Origin of the sequence: Coprococcus sp. AM14-16, from assembly GCF_003434675.1 — a bacterium.
In the GTDB taxonomy this organism is placed as follows: Bacteria; Bacillota; Clostridia; order Lachnospirales; family Lachnospiraceae; genus Coprococcus; species Coprococcus aceti.
In genome coordinates this window covers 411,827-430,512 of the sequence record NZ_QTLL01000002.1, presented here as the reverse complement: position 1 = coordinate 430,512, position 18,686 = coordinate 411,827, and the positions used below count along the sequence as shown (strand labels likewise).

17 protein-coding genes and 1 tRNA gene are annotated in these 18,686 nt (G+C 37.7%); 8 read left to right on the top strand and 10 right to left on the bottom strand.

Annotated features, from left to right (window positions below; translation table 11 throughout):
* The first annotated feature begins 581 nt into the window (after positions 1–581).
* The 8 genes from rpmH (at position 582) to rsmG (ending at position 7,558) form a co-directional block, all read left to right on the top strand.
* The gene (gene rpmH, locus DW159_RS08005) at positions 582–716 is read left to right on the top strand and encodes a 50S ribosomal protein L34 (RefSeq protein WP_004852723.1); all 135 of its coding nucleotides are present in this window, start codon (positions 582–584) and stop codon (positions 714–716) included.
* A 77-nt stretch (positions 717–793) separates the two neighbouring features.
* Positions 794–1,135, top strand: a complete 342-nt coding sequence (gene rnpA / locus DW159_RS08000) for a ribonuclease P protein component (RefSeq protein WP_117549932.1) — start codon at positions 794–796, stop codon at positions 1,133–1,135.
* Positions 1,136–1,139: 4 nt separating this feature from the next.
* Complete coding sequence (gene yidD / locus DW159_RS07995) at positions 1,140–1,352, top strand: membrane protein insertion efficiency factor YidD (protein ID WP_022217385.1); 213 nt, start codon at positions 1,140–1,142, stop codon at positions 1,350–1,352.
* Positions 1,353–1,363: 11 nt separating this feature from the next.
* The gene (locus DW159_RS07990) at positions 1,364–2,698 is read left to right on the top strand and encodes a YidC/Oxa1 family membrane protein insertase (protein ID WP_117549930.1); all 1,335 of its coding nucleotides are present in this window, start codon (positions 1,364–1,366) and stop codon (positions 2,696–2,698) included.
* The gene (gene jag / locus DW159_RS07985; RefSeq protein WP_022217387.1) at positions 2,698–3,324 is read left to right on the top strand and encodes an RNA-binding cell elongation regulator Jag/EloR; all 627 of its coding nucleotides are present in this window, start codon (positions 2,698–2,700) and stop codon (positions 3,322–3,324) included. Before DW159_RS07990 ends, jag begins: the two co-directional genes overlap by 1 nt.
* Positions 3,325–3,507: 183 nt before the next feature.
* Positions 3,508–4,887 (top strand): tRNA uridine-5-carboxymethylaminomethyl(34) synthesis GTPase MnmE, encoded by a 1,380-nt coding sequence (mnmE, locus tag DW159_RS07980; RefSeq protein ID WP_117549928.1) that lies wholly within the window; start codon positions 3,508–3,510, stop codon positions 4,885–4,887.
* A gap of 37 nt (positions 4,888–4,924) precedes the next feature.
* A complete protein-coding gene (gene mnmG / locus DW159_RS07975; RefSeq protein WP_117549926.1) occupies positions 4,925–6,805 on the top strand; it encodes a tRNA uridine-5-carboxymethylaminomethyl(34) synthesis enzyme MnmG in 1,881 nt (626 codons plus the stop codon).
* Between the two features lie 45 nt (positions 6,806–6,850).
* A complete protein-coding gene (rsmG, locus tag DW159_RS07970; protein ID WP_117549924.1) occupies positions 6,851–7,558 on the top strand; it encodes a 16S rRNA (guanine(527)-N(7))-methyltransferase RsmG in 708 nt (235 codons plus the stop codon).
* A 35-nt stretch (positions 7,559–7,593) separates the two neighbouring features.
* On the opposite strand, the gene DW159_RS07965 is transcribed toward rsmG, so the two are convergent.
* The 10 genes from DW159_RS07965 to trmB form a co-directional block, all read right to left on the bottom strand.
* Positions 7,594–8,556 carry a 3'-5' exonuclease gene (locus tag DW159_RS07965; RefSeq protein WP_022217390.1) on the bottom strand — a complete coding sequence of 321 codons (963 nt, stop codon included), beginning with the start codon at positions 8,554–8,556 and terminating at the stop codon, positions 7,594–7,596.
* A gap of 38 nt (positions 8,557–8,594) precedes the next feature.
* Positions 8,595–8,668: transfer RNA gene (locus DW159_RS07960), tRNA-Arg, on the bottom strand.
* Between the two features lie 37 nt (positions 8,669–8,705).
* Positions 8,706–9,578: a DUF3881 family protein gene (locus tag DW159_RS07955; RefSeq protein WP_015534425.1), complete on the bottom strand. Its 873-nt coding sequence runs from the start codon at positions 9,576–9,578 to the stop codon at positions 8,706–8,708.
* A gap of 38 nt (positions 9,579–9,616) precedes the next feature.
* On the bottom strand, positions 9,617–10,909 hold the full coding sequence (gene serS / locus DW159_RS07950; protein ID WP_055145972.1) for a serine--tRNA ligase: 1,293 nt from the start codon (positions 10,907–10,909) through the stop codon (positions 9,617–9,619).
* A 256-nt stretch (positions 10,910–11,165) separates the two neighbouring features.
* The gene (locus DW159_RS07945) at positions 11,166–11,696 is read right to left on the bottom strand and encodes a DUF4446 family protein (RefSeq protein WP_022217392.1); all 531 of its coding nucleotides are present in this window, start codon (positions 11,694–11,696) and stop codon (positions 11,166–11,168) included.
* A gap of 49 nt (positions 11,697–11,745) precedes the next feature.
* A complete protein-coding gene (locus DW159_RS07940; protein WP_022217393.1) occupies positions 11,746–12,714 on the bottom strand; it encodes a ParB/RepB/Spo0J family partition protein in 969 nt (322 codons plus the stop codon).
* A 12-nt stretch (positions 12,715–12,726) separates the two neighbouring features.
* On the bottom strand, positions 12,727–13,497 hold the full coding sequence (locus tag DW159_RS07935; protein WP_022217394.1) for a ParA family protein: 771 nt from the start codon (positions 13,495–13,497) through the stop codon (positions 12,727–12,729).
* A 1,352-nt stretch (positions 13,498–14,849) separates the two neighbouring features.
* Positions 14,850–16,541: an arginine--tRNA ligase gene (gene argS / locus DW159_RS07930; RefSeq protein ID WP_055222373.1), complete on the bottom strand. Its 1,692-nt coding sequence runs from the start codon at positions 16,539–16,541 to the stop codon at positions 14,850–14,852.
* Positions 16,542–16,679: 138 nt separating this feature from the next.
* Entirely contained in the window at positions 16,680–17,810 is a 1,131-nt protein-coding gene (locus DW159_RS07925; protein WP_117549922.1) for an ATP-binding protein, read from the bottom strand.
* An 83-nt stretch (positions 17,811–17,893) separates the two neighbouring features.
* Positions 17,894–18,541, bottom strand: coding sequence for a tRNA (guanosine(46)-N7)-methyltransferase TrmB (trmB, locus tag DW159_RS07920; protein ID WP_015534422.1), 648 nt, complete (start codon positions 18,539–18,541; stop codon positions 17,894–17,896).
* Between the last annotated feature and the right edge of the window lie 145 nt (positions 18,542–18,686).

Here is an 18,686-nt window from a genome sequence, read left to right as displayed (position 1 = left end):
AAGGTTAAAAACAAGATAAATTGCCTTTATTTTGATTTTACATGCTTATACGGTTAGGTACACGTATTTGGGGGTAAAATCAAAATAAACGAGAATAAGGGGCAAAAAAATAAAAAAGTTAATAAAAAATCTTATTTGTGTATAATCCACATGGAATGTTGATAACTTTGTTACATAAGTTTCATAATAATTATTATTTTCAAACTTATGTAAATATAAAAAAATGACTGTTTTATATTTGTGAACATCACAAACAGCGATAAATACTGGGTTTTTTAGAATTAAACCCACAAAAGTAAAAAGTTATCAACAAGTTACCAACAAATTGTGGATAACATTATGTAAAGCGACTGGTAACAAAAATTAAATGCTTACAAAAATGTGATTAATCTATGAAACCACAACATTTTGTGATTAATATTAATGTATCCACCTAATTAATCCAGAACGATTCGTCACCTTTATCAAATAGTGGCTGAAATCCTTATAAAATATAGGAAAAACGGCAAAAAAGGCTTGACTCACATTACCTATTTATTTATAATAGGCAAGTAAATTTGTAAAGAAGGAGGTGTTTTGTAATGAAGATGACATTCCAGCCTAAGAAGAGACAGAGATCTAAGGTTCATGGCTTTAGAAAGAGAATGAGTACTGCTAATGGCAGAAAGGTACTGGCCGCTAGAAGAGCTAAGGGAAGAAAGAAATTATCAGCGTAAGGTCACATGGTTGTGACCTTTTTTTATAGGGTCACAGCAACAGTTTTTCTAATAATCAAAGTTTCGGTGGTTACACAATGAGTAAGATGATTACATTAAAAAACAGCAGAGAGTTTGGCAGTGTGTACAGCACAAAGAATTCGGTAGCCAATAAATATTTAGTTATGTATCTGAGAAGCAACGGCTTGGATTACAACAGACTCGGAATCTCTGTTAGTAAGAAAGTTGGTAACAGTGTGGTAAGACACAGGGTAACCAGATTGATTAGAGAAGCTTACCGATTAAACAGAGCAAATATTGATGTTGGCTATGACATAGTGATAGTAGCCAGACCGTCATCAAAGGACAAGAAATGTCAGGACATTGAGAGTGCTTTGATGCATTTGTGTGGGTTAAAGAAGATAAACCACATAGGGTAAAGAAATGAAAAAAATATTTATTGGTTTAATCAAATTTTACAGGAAGTATTTGTCACCGCTTAAGGGACATGCTACCTGCAAGTATTTTCCTACTTGTTCGCAGTATGCAATTGAGGCTATCGAAAAGTATGGAGTTTTAAAAGGTGGTCTCCTTGCAGTATGGAGGATACTTAGATGCAATCCTTTTTCAAAAGGAGGATATGATCCAGTTCCATAAAGGAGAAAATTATGTTTCTAACAAGAGAAGATGGTATGATACTCGGACCAGTTTGTTGGCTGCTCGGTAAGATATTCAATTGGATTTACATGTTCGTTGGATTTATTGGAAGCCATATGGGATTCACATACGTCAATCTCAGTGTGTGCGTTATTTTGTTCACATTTGTACTGAGAGGCGCGCTGTTCCCATTATATTTCAAGCAGCAGAGATCAAGTAAGATCATGAGTTTCATCCAGCCTGAGATTGCCAAGGCAACAAAGAAATATAAAGGCAAGACTGATCAGGACTCAATGATGAAGCAGCAGCAGGAAACTCAGAAGATCCAGAAGAAATATGGCGTCAGTATGGCATCAGGATGTCTGACTTCACTTATACAGTTACCTATATTTTACGGTCTGTACAGAGTTATCCAGAATATACCTGCGTATGTTCCATCAATGACAAAGACCTACGGAAAGATTGTAGAGATACTGAGTACCAAGACAGATTATGTCAAGGCTATAAGTGATGTAGCAGGTGAATCGAAGGTAAGCACAGTTACAATGGCATTGAAACAGATGGGTGATGACCCTACAAAGAATCAGATCATTGATGTGCTTGATAAGTTTTCTAAGAGTGATTGGGATAAGCTGATAGCTAATCTTGATCTTACAGGTAATGCTACTCTCACAAGCTATGTTGATCAGTTCCACAATATGAACCAGTTCCTGTTTGGACTGAATATTGCAGATGCACCGGGATGGAAGCTTTCAATAGCTTTGGTGGTTCCTATCGTTTCTGCTCTCATGCAGTTCTTACAGACAAAGATATCCATGAAGTCATCACAGAATAGCAACATGGATAGCAATCAGCAGACAGCCAACAACATGATGAAGGGTATGATGTACTACATGCCTATCATGTCACTTATATTCTGTATAACTCTTCCTATAGCTATCGGTCTTTACTGGATAGTTGGTTCTGTTATTATGATAATATCTCAGCTTATAGTTGATGCTTATTATAATCATCAGGACAAGGATGAGCTGCTTGCAAAGTGTGCCGAGAAGGCTGCCAAGAAGCAGGCAAAGAAGAAGAACCCTGATAAGAAATCTTTCTATGAGAGAATGATGGATGCTCAGAATGGTAACGTTCCAACAGAGAACAGTCAGTCAGAGAATATAAATAAGATGGCTTCTTCAAGACTTAAGAGTTATGTTAATCCTGCACATTCAGTGAATGTTGACAGTGATGATGTAACCCGCAGAGAAAATGTAAACTATAAACCAGGCAGTATAGGAGCTAAGGCGAATATAATGCTTAAGTACCAGAACAATAGCAACGATAAGGGAGGAAATAAATAATGGAATTCTTAGAATTCAAAGGTAAGACCAAAGATGAAGCCCTTATGCAGGCCAGTGTTGAACTTGGAGTCCCTAGTACAGATCTTGAGTATGAAGTTATCAGCGAAGAGACAAAGGGATTTCTTGGTATAGGTTCAAAGCCTTGTATCATAAAGGCAAGAAAAAAGAAGACATTCCTGGACGATGTTAAGGAGTACCTTGACAGCCTGTTCAAGGCTATGGATATCCAGACAGAGATCCAGATGGATTTTGATGAGGAAGAGAATGTTCTGTCTATCAATCTTGAGGGACCAGAGATGGGAATTTTGATTGGAAAGCGTGGACAGACTCTAGATGCTCTTCAGTATATTATTACACTTGCTATCAATAAGAAGAGCGAGTCACGTATCAGAGTTAAGCTCGATACAGAGAACTACAGAGCAAGAAGAAAAGAGACACTTGAGAATCTTGCCAAGAATATAGCATTCAAGGTTAAGAGATCAAAGAGATCATTTGCTCTTGAGCCAATGAATCCTTATGAGAGAAGAATAATCCATGCTACTCTTCAGAACGACAAGTATGTAGCAACCAGAAGCGAGGGCGAGGAGCCATATCGTAAGGTTATTGTATATCTCAAGAAGAAATAATAGTCACGCTGATGCGTGTAAAGATCATCGCAATATTTTATGGTGACAGGAAAGAGATCATTTGAGAAAATGGTCTCTTTTTTGTTGCAGTTTAGTCTTTTTATATGGAAAATGAATTGGTAATGTTGTACACTACATAGATAGGTTGTTTAATCACGGTGAAAGGAAAAGTGTAAGACAGATATGTTCAAGGAAGATACCATTGCAGCTATAACCACCGGTATGAGTAATGCCGGAGTTGGAATAATAAGGATCAGCGGAGACAGGGCATGTGAGATAACAGACATGTTGTTCCGCGCTGCAAATAAAAACAAAAAAGCGGTAAATATGAAATCTTACACTGCTGCATTTGGTGGTGTGTATGAGGATGACAGAATGATAGATGAGGCTATACTTCTGGTCATGAAGGCTCCCCATACGTACACATGTGAGGATGTGTGTGAACTTCAGTGTCACGGAGGTATAGTAGTTCTCCGAAAGATACTTGATCTGGTAATAAAATGTGGTGCAAGGGCAGCCGAACCTGGAGAATTTACAAAGAGAGCATTCCTCGGTGGAAGGATAGATCTGTCACAGGCAGAATCCGTTATGGATATAATAAATGCAAAGAATGACTTTGCAGCCAGAACGTCTGTGGAGCAGCTTCAGGGAAGACTTAGGGATAAGATCATTGATATGAGAGAACAGATTCTGTACAATGTGGCGTTTATTGAATCTGCTTTGGATGATCCTGAACACTACAGTCTGGATGGTTTTCCACAAAAGTTAGAAATAATTGTGGATAACCTTGTAGATAGTGTGGATAACCTTTTGACAACATTTGACAATGGAAAAGTGTTGTCTGAGGGAATAAATACGGTTATTGTTGGTAAACCGAATGCGGGTAAGTCTTCGCTGATGAATATGTTTGTGGGCGAAGAAAGGGCGATTGTAACAGATATGGCCGGCACAACCAGGGATACGCTCAGTGAAGTGATAAATGTAAGAGGTATAACTCTGAACATAGTTGACACTGCGGGAATAAGAGATACAGATGATGTAGTTGAGAAGATAGGTGTGGATAAGGCATTAGAGTCTGTGGATAAAGCTGATCTTGTGCTCTATGTGGTAGACAGTTCAATTGACCTGGATGAGAACGATCACAGGATCATGTCCAGAATACAGGATAAGAATGTTGTTGTGATACTCAACAAATCTGATCTGGAAAAGAAGATAGACGAATCGGATATTAAGAAATATATAGATGCAGATATAATTCAGTTGTCAGCACTGACCGGTGATGGAAGTGAAGAATTGTATGAGCTTCTGAACAGGATGTTTTTTGAGGGTACACTGACATATAATGATCAGCTTTATATCACTAATACCCGACACAAAAATGAACTTGTGTGCACCAAAAATGCACTGTTAAAGGTTAAAGAAAGCATAGATATGGGAATGGAGGAAGACTTTTTCTCCATTGATCTCATGGATGCGTATGAACATCTCGGTTTGATAATAGGTGAAACTGCCAGAGATGATCTGGCTGATAAGATATTTAAGGAATTCTGTATGGGAAAATAGATTGCAGGATATAAGGTACTGGAAGGAGGACATTTGTATGCCTGTTTTGAATGAAGAATATGATGTGGTAGTTGTGGGGGCAGGACATGCAGGATGTGAGGCAGCTCTTGCAAGTGCAAGACTTGGTCTGAATACTATTATTTTTACGGTGAGTATGGACAGTGTGGCCATGATGCCATGTAATCCGAATGTAGGAGGAAGCTCTAAGGGACATCTGGTAAGGGAAATAGATGCACTTGGTGGAGAGATGGGCAAGAATATAGACAAGACGTATATTCAGTCAAAGATGCTCAATGCGTCTAAGGGTCCGGCGGTTCACTCTCTTCGTGCCCAGGCAGACAAGGCAAATTATTCCAGAACCATGAAGCACACCCTTGAGAATACAGATAATCTCACATTGAGACAGGCAGAGGTGTCGGAAATTATCATCGAGGATAATGTGGTTAAGGGTGTAAAGACATATTCGGGAGCAACTTATTTTGCAAAGGCTGTGGTTCTGTGTACAGGAACATACCTCAAGGCGAGATGTATATACGGAGATGTCGTATATCACACCGGACCTAATGGACTTATGGCAGCTAATTATTTGTCAGATTCCATGAAGAATGCAGGGATAGAGATAAGAAGATTCAAGACGGGAACCCCTGCCAGACTGGATAAAAGAACGATAGATTTTTCTCAGATGGAGGAACAGAAGGGCGATGAGAAGATAGTTCCATTCTCATTTACAAATACTGAGGCGGATATAAGACGTGATCAAATATCATGCTGGCTCTGTTACACAAATGAGAAGACACATGAGATAATCAGAGATAATATAGACAGATCACCTCTGTTTTCAGGCGTGATCGAGGGTACAGGACCAAGATACTGCCCTTCTATTGAGGATAAGGTTACGAAATTCCCTGATAAGACCAGACATCAGATATTTATTGAGCCTGAGGGTGAATATACGAATGAGATGTATATGGGTGGAATGAGCAGCTCTCTTCCTGAGGATGTTCAGTATGAGATGATACACAGCATGAAGGGGCTGGAGAATGCAAAGATAATAAGGAATGCTTATGCCATCGAGTATGATTGTATAAATGCCATTAACTTAAAACCTTCTCTGGAGTTTAAGAGTGTATCAGGACTTTTTGGTGCCGGCCAGATAAATGGAAGTTCAGGATATGAGGAGGCTGCAGCCCAGGGTATAATGGCAGGAATCAATGCTGCCAGAAAAGTACAGGGCAAGGAAGCGGTGGTTCTTGACAGATCACAGGCATATATAGGAGTTCTTATAGATGATCTTGTCACAAAAGAGACATCGGAGCCATACAGAATGATGACATCCAGAGCTGAGTACAGACTTCTTCTCAGACAGGATAACGCTGATCTGAGACTCACGGAGATCGGACATGAGATCGGTCTTATAGATGACAAGAGATATGCTGCATTTACAAAGAAGAGACAACAGATAATGGATGAGATACAGAGACTTGAGAGCACCATGGTTGGAGCAAATTCAACCATACAGAAGTTCCTTGAGGATCTTGGAAGTACAGGACTTAAGACTGCTGCATCTCTTGCAGAACTTATAAGAAGACCGGAACTGTCATATGAGGCGATTGAACCAATAGATGAGGGAAGAACCAAACTTCCGGATGATGTTATAGAACAGATAAATATAACCATAAAATATCAGGGATATATAGACAGACAGAATCAGCAGGTAAATCAGTTTAAGAAGCTGGAGAAGAAAAAGCTGCCGGCAGATATTGACTATAATGATATATCAAATCTCAGGATCGAGGCCAGACAGAAGCTGTCTCTCATCAGACCTGAAAATATTGGACAGGCGTCAAGAATATCAGGAGTTTCTCCGGCTGATATATCAGTATTGCTGGTGTATCTCAAGATGAAGGGTAGAGACTAAACTGGTATAGAAGTTATTCAGAATAATTTGTTGAAGGAGAACAATATGGACAGATTAAATTCCATAACAAAACAGTTTGGTCTGGAATTGAGTGATAAGCAGATAGAACAATTTTCAAAATATTATGATATTCTGGTTGAGTGGAATAAGGTAATGAATCTTACAGCCATAACTGAGAAGGAAGATGTAATAATAAAGCATTTTGCTGACAGTCTGCTTCTTTCAAAGTATAAAGATCTTCATGAGAATATTGACGTTATAGATGTTGGTACAGGTGCAGGATTTCCGGGAATTCCTCTGAAGATTGCTTTTCCAGAGCTGAATATAACACTTATGGATTCGTTGAATAAGAGATTAAAATTCCTCGATGAAGTTATAGATGAACTTGGACTGCAGGATATCCACACTGTTCATTCAAGAGCAGAGGATGGAGGCAGGGATGAGATACATAGAGAAAAATATGATCTGGCTGTATCCAGGGCAGTTGCCAATCTTGCAACTCTGTCGGAATGGTGTATTCCATTTGTCAAGCCGGGTGGATATTTTGTATCTTATAAGTCAAATGCTTTGCCGGAAGAGATGCGGGATGGAAAGAAAGCAATCAGGATTCTTGGGGGACAGGTCGAGAACATATTTAATACGAATATACCGGAGACCAATAACCAGAGAAGCTTTGTGTTTGTAAAGAAGATTGCAAATACAGACAACAAATACCCGAGAAAAGCGGGAGCTGCTAAAAAGCCAATAGCATAAAAAAATAAAACAGCCTCAAATGGCTGTTTTATTTTTTAGTTTGAAGATTTCATATGTCTTTTTTCTTTTCTTTTTTCACGAATATCTTCCTGTTTTTGTTTAATTGCCTCTATACCCTGTTTGTCGATAGGTTTTATTGTCTTGTGAACATAATAGTTATTGTTTACAGATTTGAATTTTATCTTGCCACAAAAATAACCATGCATCCAGCATTTTCCAACACACATGTACGATGATGGACTATTTGCAAACCAGTCAATATGTGTCTTGACCTTCTTGCTGCATTTGTAACAACGAATCTGAGTTACTTTTTCATCGTCCAGTGCTGCATGTTTATTTCTGAAACCCCTTGAGATATATTCGTACTGGTTATTATGAGATACTTCAATCTCTTCTTCTTTATTCTTAGGTGTTATATAGAGATCAAAGCTGTAAAGCTGATTTATATTCTTGGCTTTCATCTCTTTCATAACAAGTGCGGTGTATCTTGCATCGTTGAGAGCTGTGTGAAATGGTTCATTTTCTGGAATATTCATCTCACTGACCGCTTTTTCAAGTTTACTCATACTCTGAGGTATTCCTGAGGTATTCGTAACGCTTGCATATATACTTTGGAGATTCAGAAACTTAAGTGGCCTAGGAAGCTTGTCCATATAATAAAAGTCCATATTAGTCTGAAGCTCTGTGAGGTCCATAGGTCCCCATGTGCAGAATATGTAATCTTTTCCACACCAGTCAAGAAATTCTGAACAGACTTCCTTGAATCCTCTTCCGAGACTCAGGTCATCCTCATCATAGTTCAGAATTGTTCTGATCTTTGAATGTAATTTCTTATAAATTTTTGGTTTGATAAGACTTGAGTATTCGTCAATGATGTTGAGATTCTTATCTACCTTAACGGCACCAATCTCTATAATTTCAAAAGGCATACGTGGGTGTTCACCCATATGCCCATTGTAGCTTTGATTCCATTCAAGATCCATAACAATATAATTCATAGTCATGTCCCTTTAGAAAATTTATTAGTGAAAAATAGTGCACCTGACGGGATTCGAACCCACGACCTTCCGCTTAGGAGGCGGACGCTCTATCCTGCTGAGCTACAGATGCACATCAATTATAAGTGTAACATTTATAGAGTTTATAGTCAAGGATTAACTATATGCCCCTGAAGCCACACATCACCCTTGAATCTTCTTCCCGGAGCAGGTTCACCCAGAAGATGGTTTTTGTTGATCGCTACGGTAAATGTCAGATCATTGCTTTCTACATCAATCAGATATATCGATTCATTTGTATAGCTGTTGGTTGTCTCGATATATGATGTGATAGTTCCTATAACTGCGTAGTGATCAGTCTCAATACCGACAGGCATGAAGCTTGATTTCACTATGGACAGAACATCCTCTTTGTGAGTCCTTCTTCCAATAGTGTTATAGGTGTCCATATCTTCAAGAGTAAGACTTTCTATTGCGTCCGGATCACCCTTCTTTGCAGCCTCGATGAGTTTACTTCTCTTTGCATTGCCGTAGGATGTATTTTTATCACTGTGATCATCCACATCAAGAATGATCATACCATTTACTGACAGACCGGAAAAATACGCCTTTGAAAAGTACTTGTTTGATCTGTTCATCCACAATGATTTTTCATAGTCTGCTATGTTGGTTATGAAGAAAATAAGAGTCATTCCAAGACTGAAATCACTGCTAACACCGGCATATGCTCTCTTGTCAGAATATTTCTCAACGTATATATTTTCGTCATCGGTCAAAAGCTTTGATGTGACGTAAGGAAAATAATACTCAATGGATATTGAGCCATCCTTTGACATTTCACCTACAAGCGATATTCCAAATCTCTCCCCAAAGTCTTTGCTGAATTGTACAAGACAGGTGTCAGCACTTATAGTTGATATAAATTTCCTGTCAGGCGATTCAAGGATCTGCCTGTATATAGGTTCAAGCTGCTGTCTGTTTTTTATGTTAGTAAAGCCTATAGATGGAAGAAAACTATGCATTCCGACACCTCCCTTGTTGTATGTTTTTATTTATATTATTACTTTCCTGTCTTCTCAAGATACTCTTTTCCACCCATGTATGGACGAAGCTTCTCTGGAATTCTGACTCTTCCGTCAGCCTGGAGATTGTTCTCAAGGAAAGCGATAAGCATTCTTGGTGGAGCAACAACTGTATTGTTGAGTGTATGAGCGAGATACTTCTTGCCATCCTCGCCCTTTACTCTGATCTGAAGTCTTCTTGCCTGTGCATCGCCAAGGTTTGAACAGCTTCCAACCTCGAAGTATTTCTTCTGACGAGGTGACCATGCCTCAACATCTACAGACTTAACCTTGAGATCTGCAAGATCTCCAGAACAACACTCAAGTGTTCTTACAGGGATATCCATTGATCTGAAGAGATCAACTGTGTTCTGCCACAGCTTGTCAAACCACATCTTGCTGTCCTCAGGCTTACATACAACGATCATTTCCTGCTTCTCAAACTGATGGATTCTGTATACACCTCTCTCCTCAATTCCGTGAGCACCCTTCTCTTTTCTGAAGCAAGGTGAGTAGCTTGTAAGAGTCTTTGGAAGCTCATCCTCAGGAATTATAGTGTCGATGAACTTACCGATCATTGAGTGCTCTGAAGTTCCGATGAGATACAGATCCTCACCCTCAATCTTATACATCATGGCATCCATCTCAGCAAAGCTCATAACACCTGTGACAACGTTGCTTCTGATCATGAAAGGTGGAATACAATATGTGAATCCTCTGTCTATCATGAAATCTCTTGCGTATGAGATAATAGCAGAGTGAAGTCTTGCTATGTCGCCCATGAGATAGTAGAAGCCGTTTCCTGCAACTTTTCTTGCTGAATCGAGGTCAATTCCTCCAAGTGCCTCCATGATATCTGCATGATAAGGAATCTCAAAGTCAGGAACAACAGGCTCTCCATACTTCTGAACCTCTACATTCTCTGAGTCATCCTTTCCTATAGGAACTGATGGATCAATGATGTTAGGAATTATCATCATGATCTTCTTAACTTTCTCCTTGAGCTCAGGCTCTAAAGCTTCAAGCTCCTTGAGTCTTGCTGATGTCTCAGCAACCTGCTTCTTAACTTCCTCAGCCTCTTCCTTCTTTCCCTGAGCCATAAGAGCACCGATCTGCTTTGCTATTGCATTCTTGTTTGCTCTGAGTGTATCAGCTTCCTGCTGAGCAGCACGAGCCTGTTTGTCAAGCTCTATTACTTCATCGACAAGTGGAAGTTTGTCATTCTGGAATTTATTCTTTATATTCTGTTTTACTACGTCTGGGTTTTCTCTTAAGAATTTAATATCAATCATGATATCCTCCTATTAAATATATAAATTTATTTGAAAATATATTATAATAATGTAGCTACATAATATATTTTCATGTTTTTGTTTCTTTTTATTTTCTTGTTTATTTTATAAATCTTGTTCTTATCGTTTTAGCGATTTTACGTTTTATACGCTTTTGTATTTTATATACTTTTGTGCTTTATAAGCTTTTCTATTTTATGTGTTTTATACACATTTGTACGTTGCATGTTTTGTATAATATTTTTTTGAAATATGGTTATTTTAGTTTGTTTTCAGCTATTTCATCCTCGAGGGTTTTAGCTCGTTCAATAGCCTCTTTTTCCTCTTCTGACAGTGCAACATATGCTTCGCCACCTATGATCTCTTTTGCATAGTTAAAACAGCCTTCTCTGGTATGCATACAGTTGAGTACGACACCATTGTTCTCTGTATCCAGAAGAGCAAGTGCAAAACTTAGATTACCACCCATTCCTTCAAATGCATTATACTTTACAAGACCAATTTTACTGACACATGCTGAAAGATGACTCTGTATTTCCTTATGTTCCTTTGTGAGTCGCTTGGAATTGTTTTTTACAGCATCCATCTCAGCGAATCTTTTCATGATAATATCTTCAAGATCACCTGCCTGAGTTCCGCTCAACAGCCTTTTTATCTGTTTGTTTCTATTTTTAATATTGCCCATCAATATGAATAATAGTACAAACAAGGCTATTATGAGAACCAGCATACCAATTAGTATGTAGGCAGGATCAATACCTATTTTTTGTAATATGGAACTTTCCATTATAATATTGTCCTTCCTTGATTGTGCATATGTATGATGCAGATGGTTACTACATCATTTCTTTATTGATTGAGTAAAGCATCTCTGTTATTCGGTCAAGCTCGTCCTGAGAATAGTAGTTTATCTCAATTTTGCCTTTGTCGTTATTAGATGCCTTGATAGCTATCTTTGCACCTAAAATTGACTTTAATTTGTTCTCTATATCAGAATAGAAGACGGATAAATCCTTTTGAGGCTTCTGTTTTTCCTCTTTTTCCGGCTTTTTCTCCAGAATTGCCTTTACATATGCCTCTGTTTCTCTAACACTGAGCTTCTGATCGTATACAATTGCAGCCGTTTCGTACTGTAATTTAGGATCTTCTATAGGAATAAGTGCTCTGGCATGTCCTGTTGATATCATATTATACATGACCATCTGTCTTACATCCTCGCAAAGCTTCAGAAGTCGGAGAGAATTGGTTATTGTTGATCTGCTTTTTGATACTCTCTCTGCAACTTCTTCCTGCTTGAGATTATATTCCGATATAAGAGCTTCGTAAGCCTCAGCTTCTTCAATTGGATTCAGATCCTCTCTCTGAATATTCTCTATAAGAGAAATCTCCATTATTTCTTTGTCAGTATAATCACGTATAACTACAGGAACTTCCTTTATTCCTGCCATTCTGGCAGCTCTCCAACGTCTTTCACCTGCAATTATCTCATAATAATCGCCTTTTTTAGTGACAATCAGAGGCTCAAGAACACCATATTTCTTAATGGAATCAGATAATTCCTGTAATGCTTCTTCATCAAACTGCTTTCTTGGCTGTGACTTATTTGGCTCAATGAGATTGATCTTAATCTTCTGTTCAACCTCTTTTACAACTTCCTTCACAACCTCTTTGGTTACTGTTTTTACCTCTTTACTTGTGTTTTCAGAGGAGTTTTGCTGATTATTTCTACTTCGGGACGGCTTTGAAGCCTCTGAAGTGCCTAAAAGGTCGTTCAAACCTCTTCCTAAACCTTTTTTCTGTGCCATATTAGCCCTCCATTATCTATAGTAGTCATTTTCTATAACTTCATCTGCCAACATCATATAATGCTCAGCTCCGGCTGATCTTGGATCATACTCAATTATTGGCATTCCGTAACTTGGCGCTTCAGCAAGTCTGACATTTCTCGGTATAACTGTGTTGTATATGTGTTGTTTGAGGTTTTCTTTTACATTTTCAACGACCTGAACTGATAAATTGGTTCTTGAGTCAAACATTGTAAATACAACACCTTCTATAGTAAGAAGTCTGTTCAGATTTTTTCTTATCAGTTCGATAGTGTATACCAACTGTGAGAGACCATCCAGTGCGAAAAATTCACATTGAATAGGTACAAGTACCGTATTTGCTGCTGTAAGAGCATTTACAGTAAGCATTCCAAGTGCAGGAGGACAATCAATGATAACGTAATCAAATTTGTTCTTTACCTTCTTGATATGTGTCTTAAGAATGTGCTGCATATCCTCCATTCCGACAAATTCAACCTCAGCACCTGCCAGTTCTCTGTTGGCAGGAATGAGATTAAGACCAGGATATACGTTTATGAGCATACATTCTCCTATGTTGCACTCATTTCTCAACATATCATAGACTGTGTATTCAAGAGAATCCCTGTCTACACCTAATCCACTTGTCATATTACCCTGTGGATCCATATCAACGGCCAGAACTTTTTTACCCTTTGCTGCCAGACATGCGGCAAGGTTTATGGCTGTTGTTGTCTTGCCAACGCCACCTTTCTGGTTAGCAATCGCTATAATTCTGCCCATTTTGTCTCCTTTTCATTCAAAAAAAGAATGTTTCACGTGAAACATTGTTGTTTGCTTATTTAATATAGATAAAATATGATGATATTTTATATTATAAATAGTGCTTGTCTATTATAGCACTTATAAAGTGCTAATTCTACAAAATACAGAAAAAATATGATGTTTAATAAAATGTTTCACGTGAAACATTCTATTATCTAATGAATGGATAATATCGTATACAAAGTGGCAATTAAACTGTGTAAAATCTGATAAATAGTGTGTGCATGTTTTGTATTCGTTATATGGGTAAAGTTTCACGTGAAACATTTTATAATTGAATTAATGGTTAAAAAGGTAAGTAAAGTATTGACTATGCTTGAAAGTTCTGGAAATTCTTTGAAAAAATCAGAATAATAGACAAAAAAGTACAATTATTATATGTGGATTACTTAGACATATAAATATTATATGTAATGATGAAAATGTTTCACGTGAAACATGAATATTATCAAATAAATCAGAAAAGTAGTTCATGGAGTGATAATTGAGTCGTAAAATACTTTGTAATAATGTAAATGAATAATAAGGTAGCAGAAACGACAAACAAGATGTAAAAGATTTATAAGTGTAGAAAACAAATGCATGCGATATCTGAAGTTTGAGTTGAAATACATTTATCATAAAGTTTCACGTGAAACATTCAAATATATATAATATTAAAGCAAAATTAAATATACAAAGGATCTATTTATTGAAATTATTTAAATCACCATATAATTTAGTATTTAACAGCTTTAAAGATTCTGTATTCATAAAAACGCAATGTAGAATATAGAAGTATATAAAGGAATAGAACAGAAGAGATTATATAATACGTAATATGGTTAGAAATATGATTTTGTTATTTTAATAAACAATTTCTTCACAAAGAGAACTGTAAAACTTAGAAAAACAAGAGAAGAATACCTAAAAATATTCAGATATAAGAAAAAATACCTGAAGTAAAGATATTCAGAACAAAATTATCTAGGATAATAATTTCTGAACAATGATGTCTGGAAGATAGTGTTTAGAAGACAATATTCAGAATGAAATATTCAGAATGATAATACTCAGAACGATAATACTCAGAACGATAATACTCAGAACGATAATATCCAGAACAATGACAGCCAGATAAGAATATTCAGAACAGAAATATCATGAGTAATATTATTTAGAGAAAAGTATCAAAAACAATAATATCTATGACAATATAATTTAAAATGGTTCCTGGAGATATATGAGAAAAAGAGAATGTTTCACGTGAAACATTCTCTTTTTCTTTAACCAGGTTATATGGTCATATATTAATATAGAAGAAACACTGATTACATTGCCTCTGGAGCTTCGATTCCAAGGAGGTTAAGTGCTTCAGATATTGTATTCTTAGTGAGATATGTGAGCATAACTCTTGCATTCTTGAGCTCAACATCATCTACATTGATTCTTGTTGAGTTATAGAACTTGTTAAATGCCTGAGCAACATCAACTGCATATCTTGCTACAACAGATGGCTCATACTTATCAGCAGCATCCTTGATCACAGATGGGAATCTGTTGATCTCTTTTAATAACTCTATGGCATCCTGCTCTGTAATGAGACTGTAGTTAACCGGTTTTGATGGATCGAATGACTCAGCAAGTCTTACAACGCTGCAGCATCTTGCATGTGTATACTGAACATAAGGACCTGTCTCACCATCAAAGTTGAGAACCTTATCCCAGCTAAATGATACATCCTTGATTCTCTGGTTATATAAGTCATTGAAAAGAACAGCACCAACACCAACTTTCTTGGCTACATCCTCCTTGTTTGGAAGATTTGGGCTCTTTTCGGTGATTATCTCAAGACTCTTTGCAATGGCATCCTTCAGAATATCCTCTGCGTATATGATATTACCGCTTCTGGTAGAAAGCTTTGCTCCCTCAAGACTTACAAGACCATAAGGAATGTGAACAAGCTGATCCTTTGCCCATTCGTTTCCAAGAAGCTCAACTACCTTGAATACCTGTGCAAAATGAAGTTTCTGCTCCTGACCGGTTACATATAAGCACTTTGAGAAGTGATATGTGTCTTTTCTATAGAATATAGCAGCAAGATCTCTTGTTGCGTATATTGAGCTTCCGTCTTTCTTGGTTATGATACATGGAGCCATATCGTAATCTGAGAGATCAACGATCATAGCACCTTCGCTCTCCTTCAGAAGACCGGCAGCCTTAACCTTGTCCACAACAGCCTGGCACTTGTCTCTATAGAAACTCTCTCCAAGATAGTAGTCGAAATCCATTCCGAGGAGGTTGTATGTTCTCTTGTATTCAACAAGACTTATATCCTTGAACCACTGCCATATGCTGAGTGCTTCCTCGTCTCCATTTTCCATCTTGTTGAACCATGCTCTTGCCTCGTCAACAAGCTCTGGATTCTTGTCAGCCTCTTCATGGAACTTCACATACAGCTTCATGAGCTCTGAGATTCCATCCTTCTCAACAGCTTCCTTTGAACCCCATGCCTTGTAAGCTACGATAAGCTTACCAAACTGTGTGCCCCAATCGCCAAGGTGATTTATTCTTACAACATTGTATCCAAGCTTGGAATGAATCTTGTAAAGAGAGTTACCGATTATTGTAGTTCTGAGATGGCCAACGTGGAAATTCTTTGCAACGTTAGGAGATGAGTAGTCAATACATATGGTCTGTCCCTCGCCTATATCGGATTTGCCGAAGTCATCTGTGTTGGCTGCCTCTATCATTGTCTTTACAAATACATCTTTCTTGATATAGAAGTTCAGGTATGCACCTGCTACATCGATCTTCTCGATGAAATCTACATCTCCTATGGCTTCCTTTATATCGGCTGCAATCATATTTGGGGCTTTTCTGAGCACCTTTGCCAGTCTGAAGCAAGGAAATGCAAAATCACCCATATCAGGGCGTGGTGGAATCTCGATTGAAGCAATGATATCTGACATTTCGATTCCTTCTACGTTATTTGAGATAAGCTGTGCAATTTTTTCTTTCATGATAATGTTCCTTTTATGTTTATTTTATTCGAAATATATATGTGTTGATAAAACAACATATACACAATATAACACTTTGTTACTTTAAGATATCCAACCTGTAAACTAAGTAATATATGTCTTTCAACAGATACGTTATTATTCAAGTGGAATAGTAAATCTTACATTTGTTCCGGTTTTTGAATCTCCATCGATCTTCAGAGTTCCATTTAACAGATATATGATCTCCTTGATTCTGTGGAGACTGCTGTACCATGGACTGTTGGTATCATAATTGTTGTCTATACCCACGCCATTGTCGTTGATATATACATCTATGAGCTTACTGCTCAGATATATCTTGATTGAAACCTTGTTGGCATTTGAATGAACAAATATGTTGTCCATAATATCTTTAGTTATTGATAAAAGATATGTAGCTACAATACCTGGAATATTCATGGCATAATCAGCACAGTTGATGTCGTATGATATGCCACATTCAGGATGTTCATCCCTGTAACCCTGGAAGAGTTTCTCAAGATGATTCCATACAGGCTCTTCGCTGTCTGATTCTCCAGAGAGAGAATTGGCAAGTTCATCTACATGGTCGGCAAGTTTTGCCGTTGATGAGGTGAGCTCTTCGAGTGTGACCTTAGCTCTGTTGATATCTGATCTTATAAGCCAGGACAGTACATCCAGCTTGTGTGAATTGGAGTCAAGAACATCTGTGATGTCAGATTGAATCCTGTCCGCAAGCTGTTTTTTCTCATATTGGTACAATCTGAGGATATTTTTTCCGTGATCCGCTGCTGTCAGGGAATCAGTATCTGGTCCGTCTGTTTCTGTTGTATCTTCATTATTAATAGTAGATACTTCCTCAGTCATCTCCGTCAGAAGATCATCTATATGTCTGTTGGAGGTGGATAGATCAGTTATACGCTTCTTAAGCAATGCGGTTTCTTCTTCGTCCTCTTTGATCTGAAGATGAAGAGTCTGCTGCATATCCTGAAGCTCCTTTAACTGAAGCTCTATCTGAGTAGCCTTTTCCTGCTGTGAGGTGGTGTCTACTGAGAATGGTGAAAATACATTGTGACCAGTGCTTGTCTTGAAGGAGTATACATCTAATGTCTTTATAAGCTGGTCTATCTTTGCCTTGAGTTCAAAATCTTCAGTTTTGAGTGACTGAACCTGCTCAAGCTTGCTGATATATGAATCATTAAAGAAATTCAACAGATCCTGATTGGTCTTGCGCACCAATTTGAGACTTTCTATAGAAGATGTATCCATGATGAAACTCCTTTCCATAAATTTGCTGTAATCTTCATTGTAGTATACCAAAAACTGTGTGTCAACAAATGCAAAATCAACGTTTATTTCTTTTCTCTGTATGCGACGAGTCTGTTGATAGGTGTTCCCATTGCTGAGAATTTGGTCTCATACTCGGTCATGATGTTGCCTTCGTTGTATTCTGAATTGTGAAGGTCATATGTGTAGTTCTCAAGGATCCATCCTGCCTCGGGAACCTGTTCCAGAGAGAAATCAAAGAGTCCTCTGTTATCAGTCTTAAATATAACTCTTCCCTCAGGGGCGAGGAGCTGATCATACAGACCAAGAAAATGTGTAGATGTGAGACGTCTCTTGGCATGCCTGTCCTTTGGCCATGGGTCCGAGAAATTGAGATATATTCTATCTACTTCATTTGTATCGAATACGTCAGTTATATATTCGGCATCCATTCTTATAAAGTAGAGATTCGTCATCTCAGGTTCAAGCTCTCTTTTCTCAAGGGCACGCACCAGGACACTTGAATACTTCTCTATGCCTATGTAATTGATATCAGGATTGCGTCTTGCAAGCTCCATGATAAACTGTCCCTTGCCCATGCCTATCTCAATATGTATAGGGTTATCGTTGTCAAATAACTCATGCCAATGCCCCTTCATGCCTGTTTCATTGTGCACTACATAGTCATTTGCTGCGATAGTCTCTCTTGATCCTTTTACATTTCTCAGTCTCATAGTAATCTCCATCTATTTATTGTAAAAATCTTCTTTTTATTGAAAAAGTCATACCTTATAATAATAACATAGGCGAAAATGATATTCAAACAATATATATAACTGGTAATTTTGGTATGGGATAGGAGCAGAGTAATACCGAACA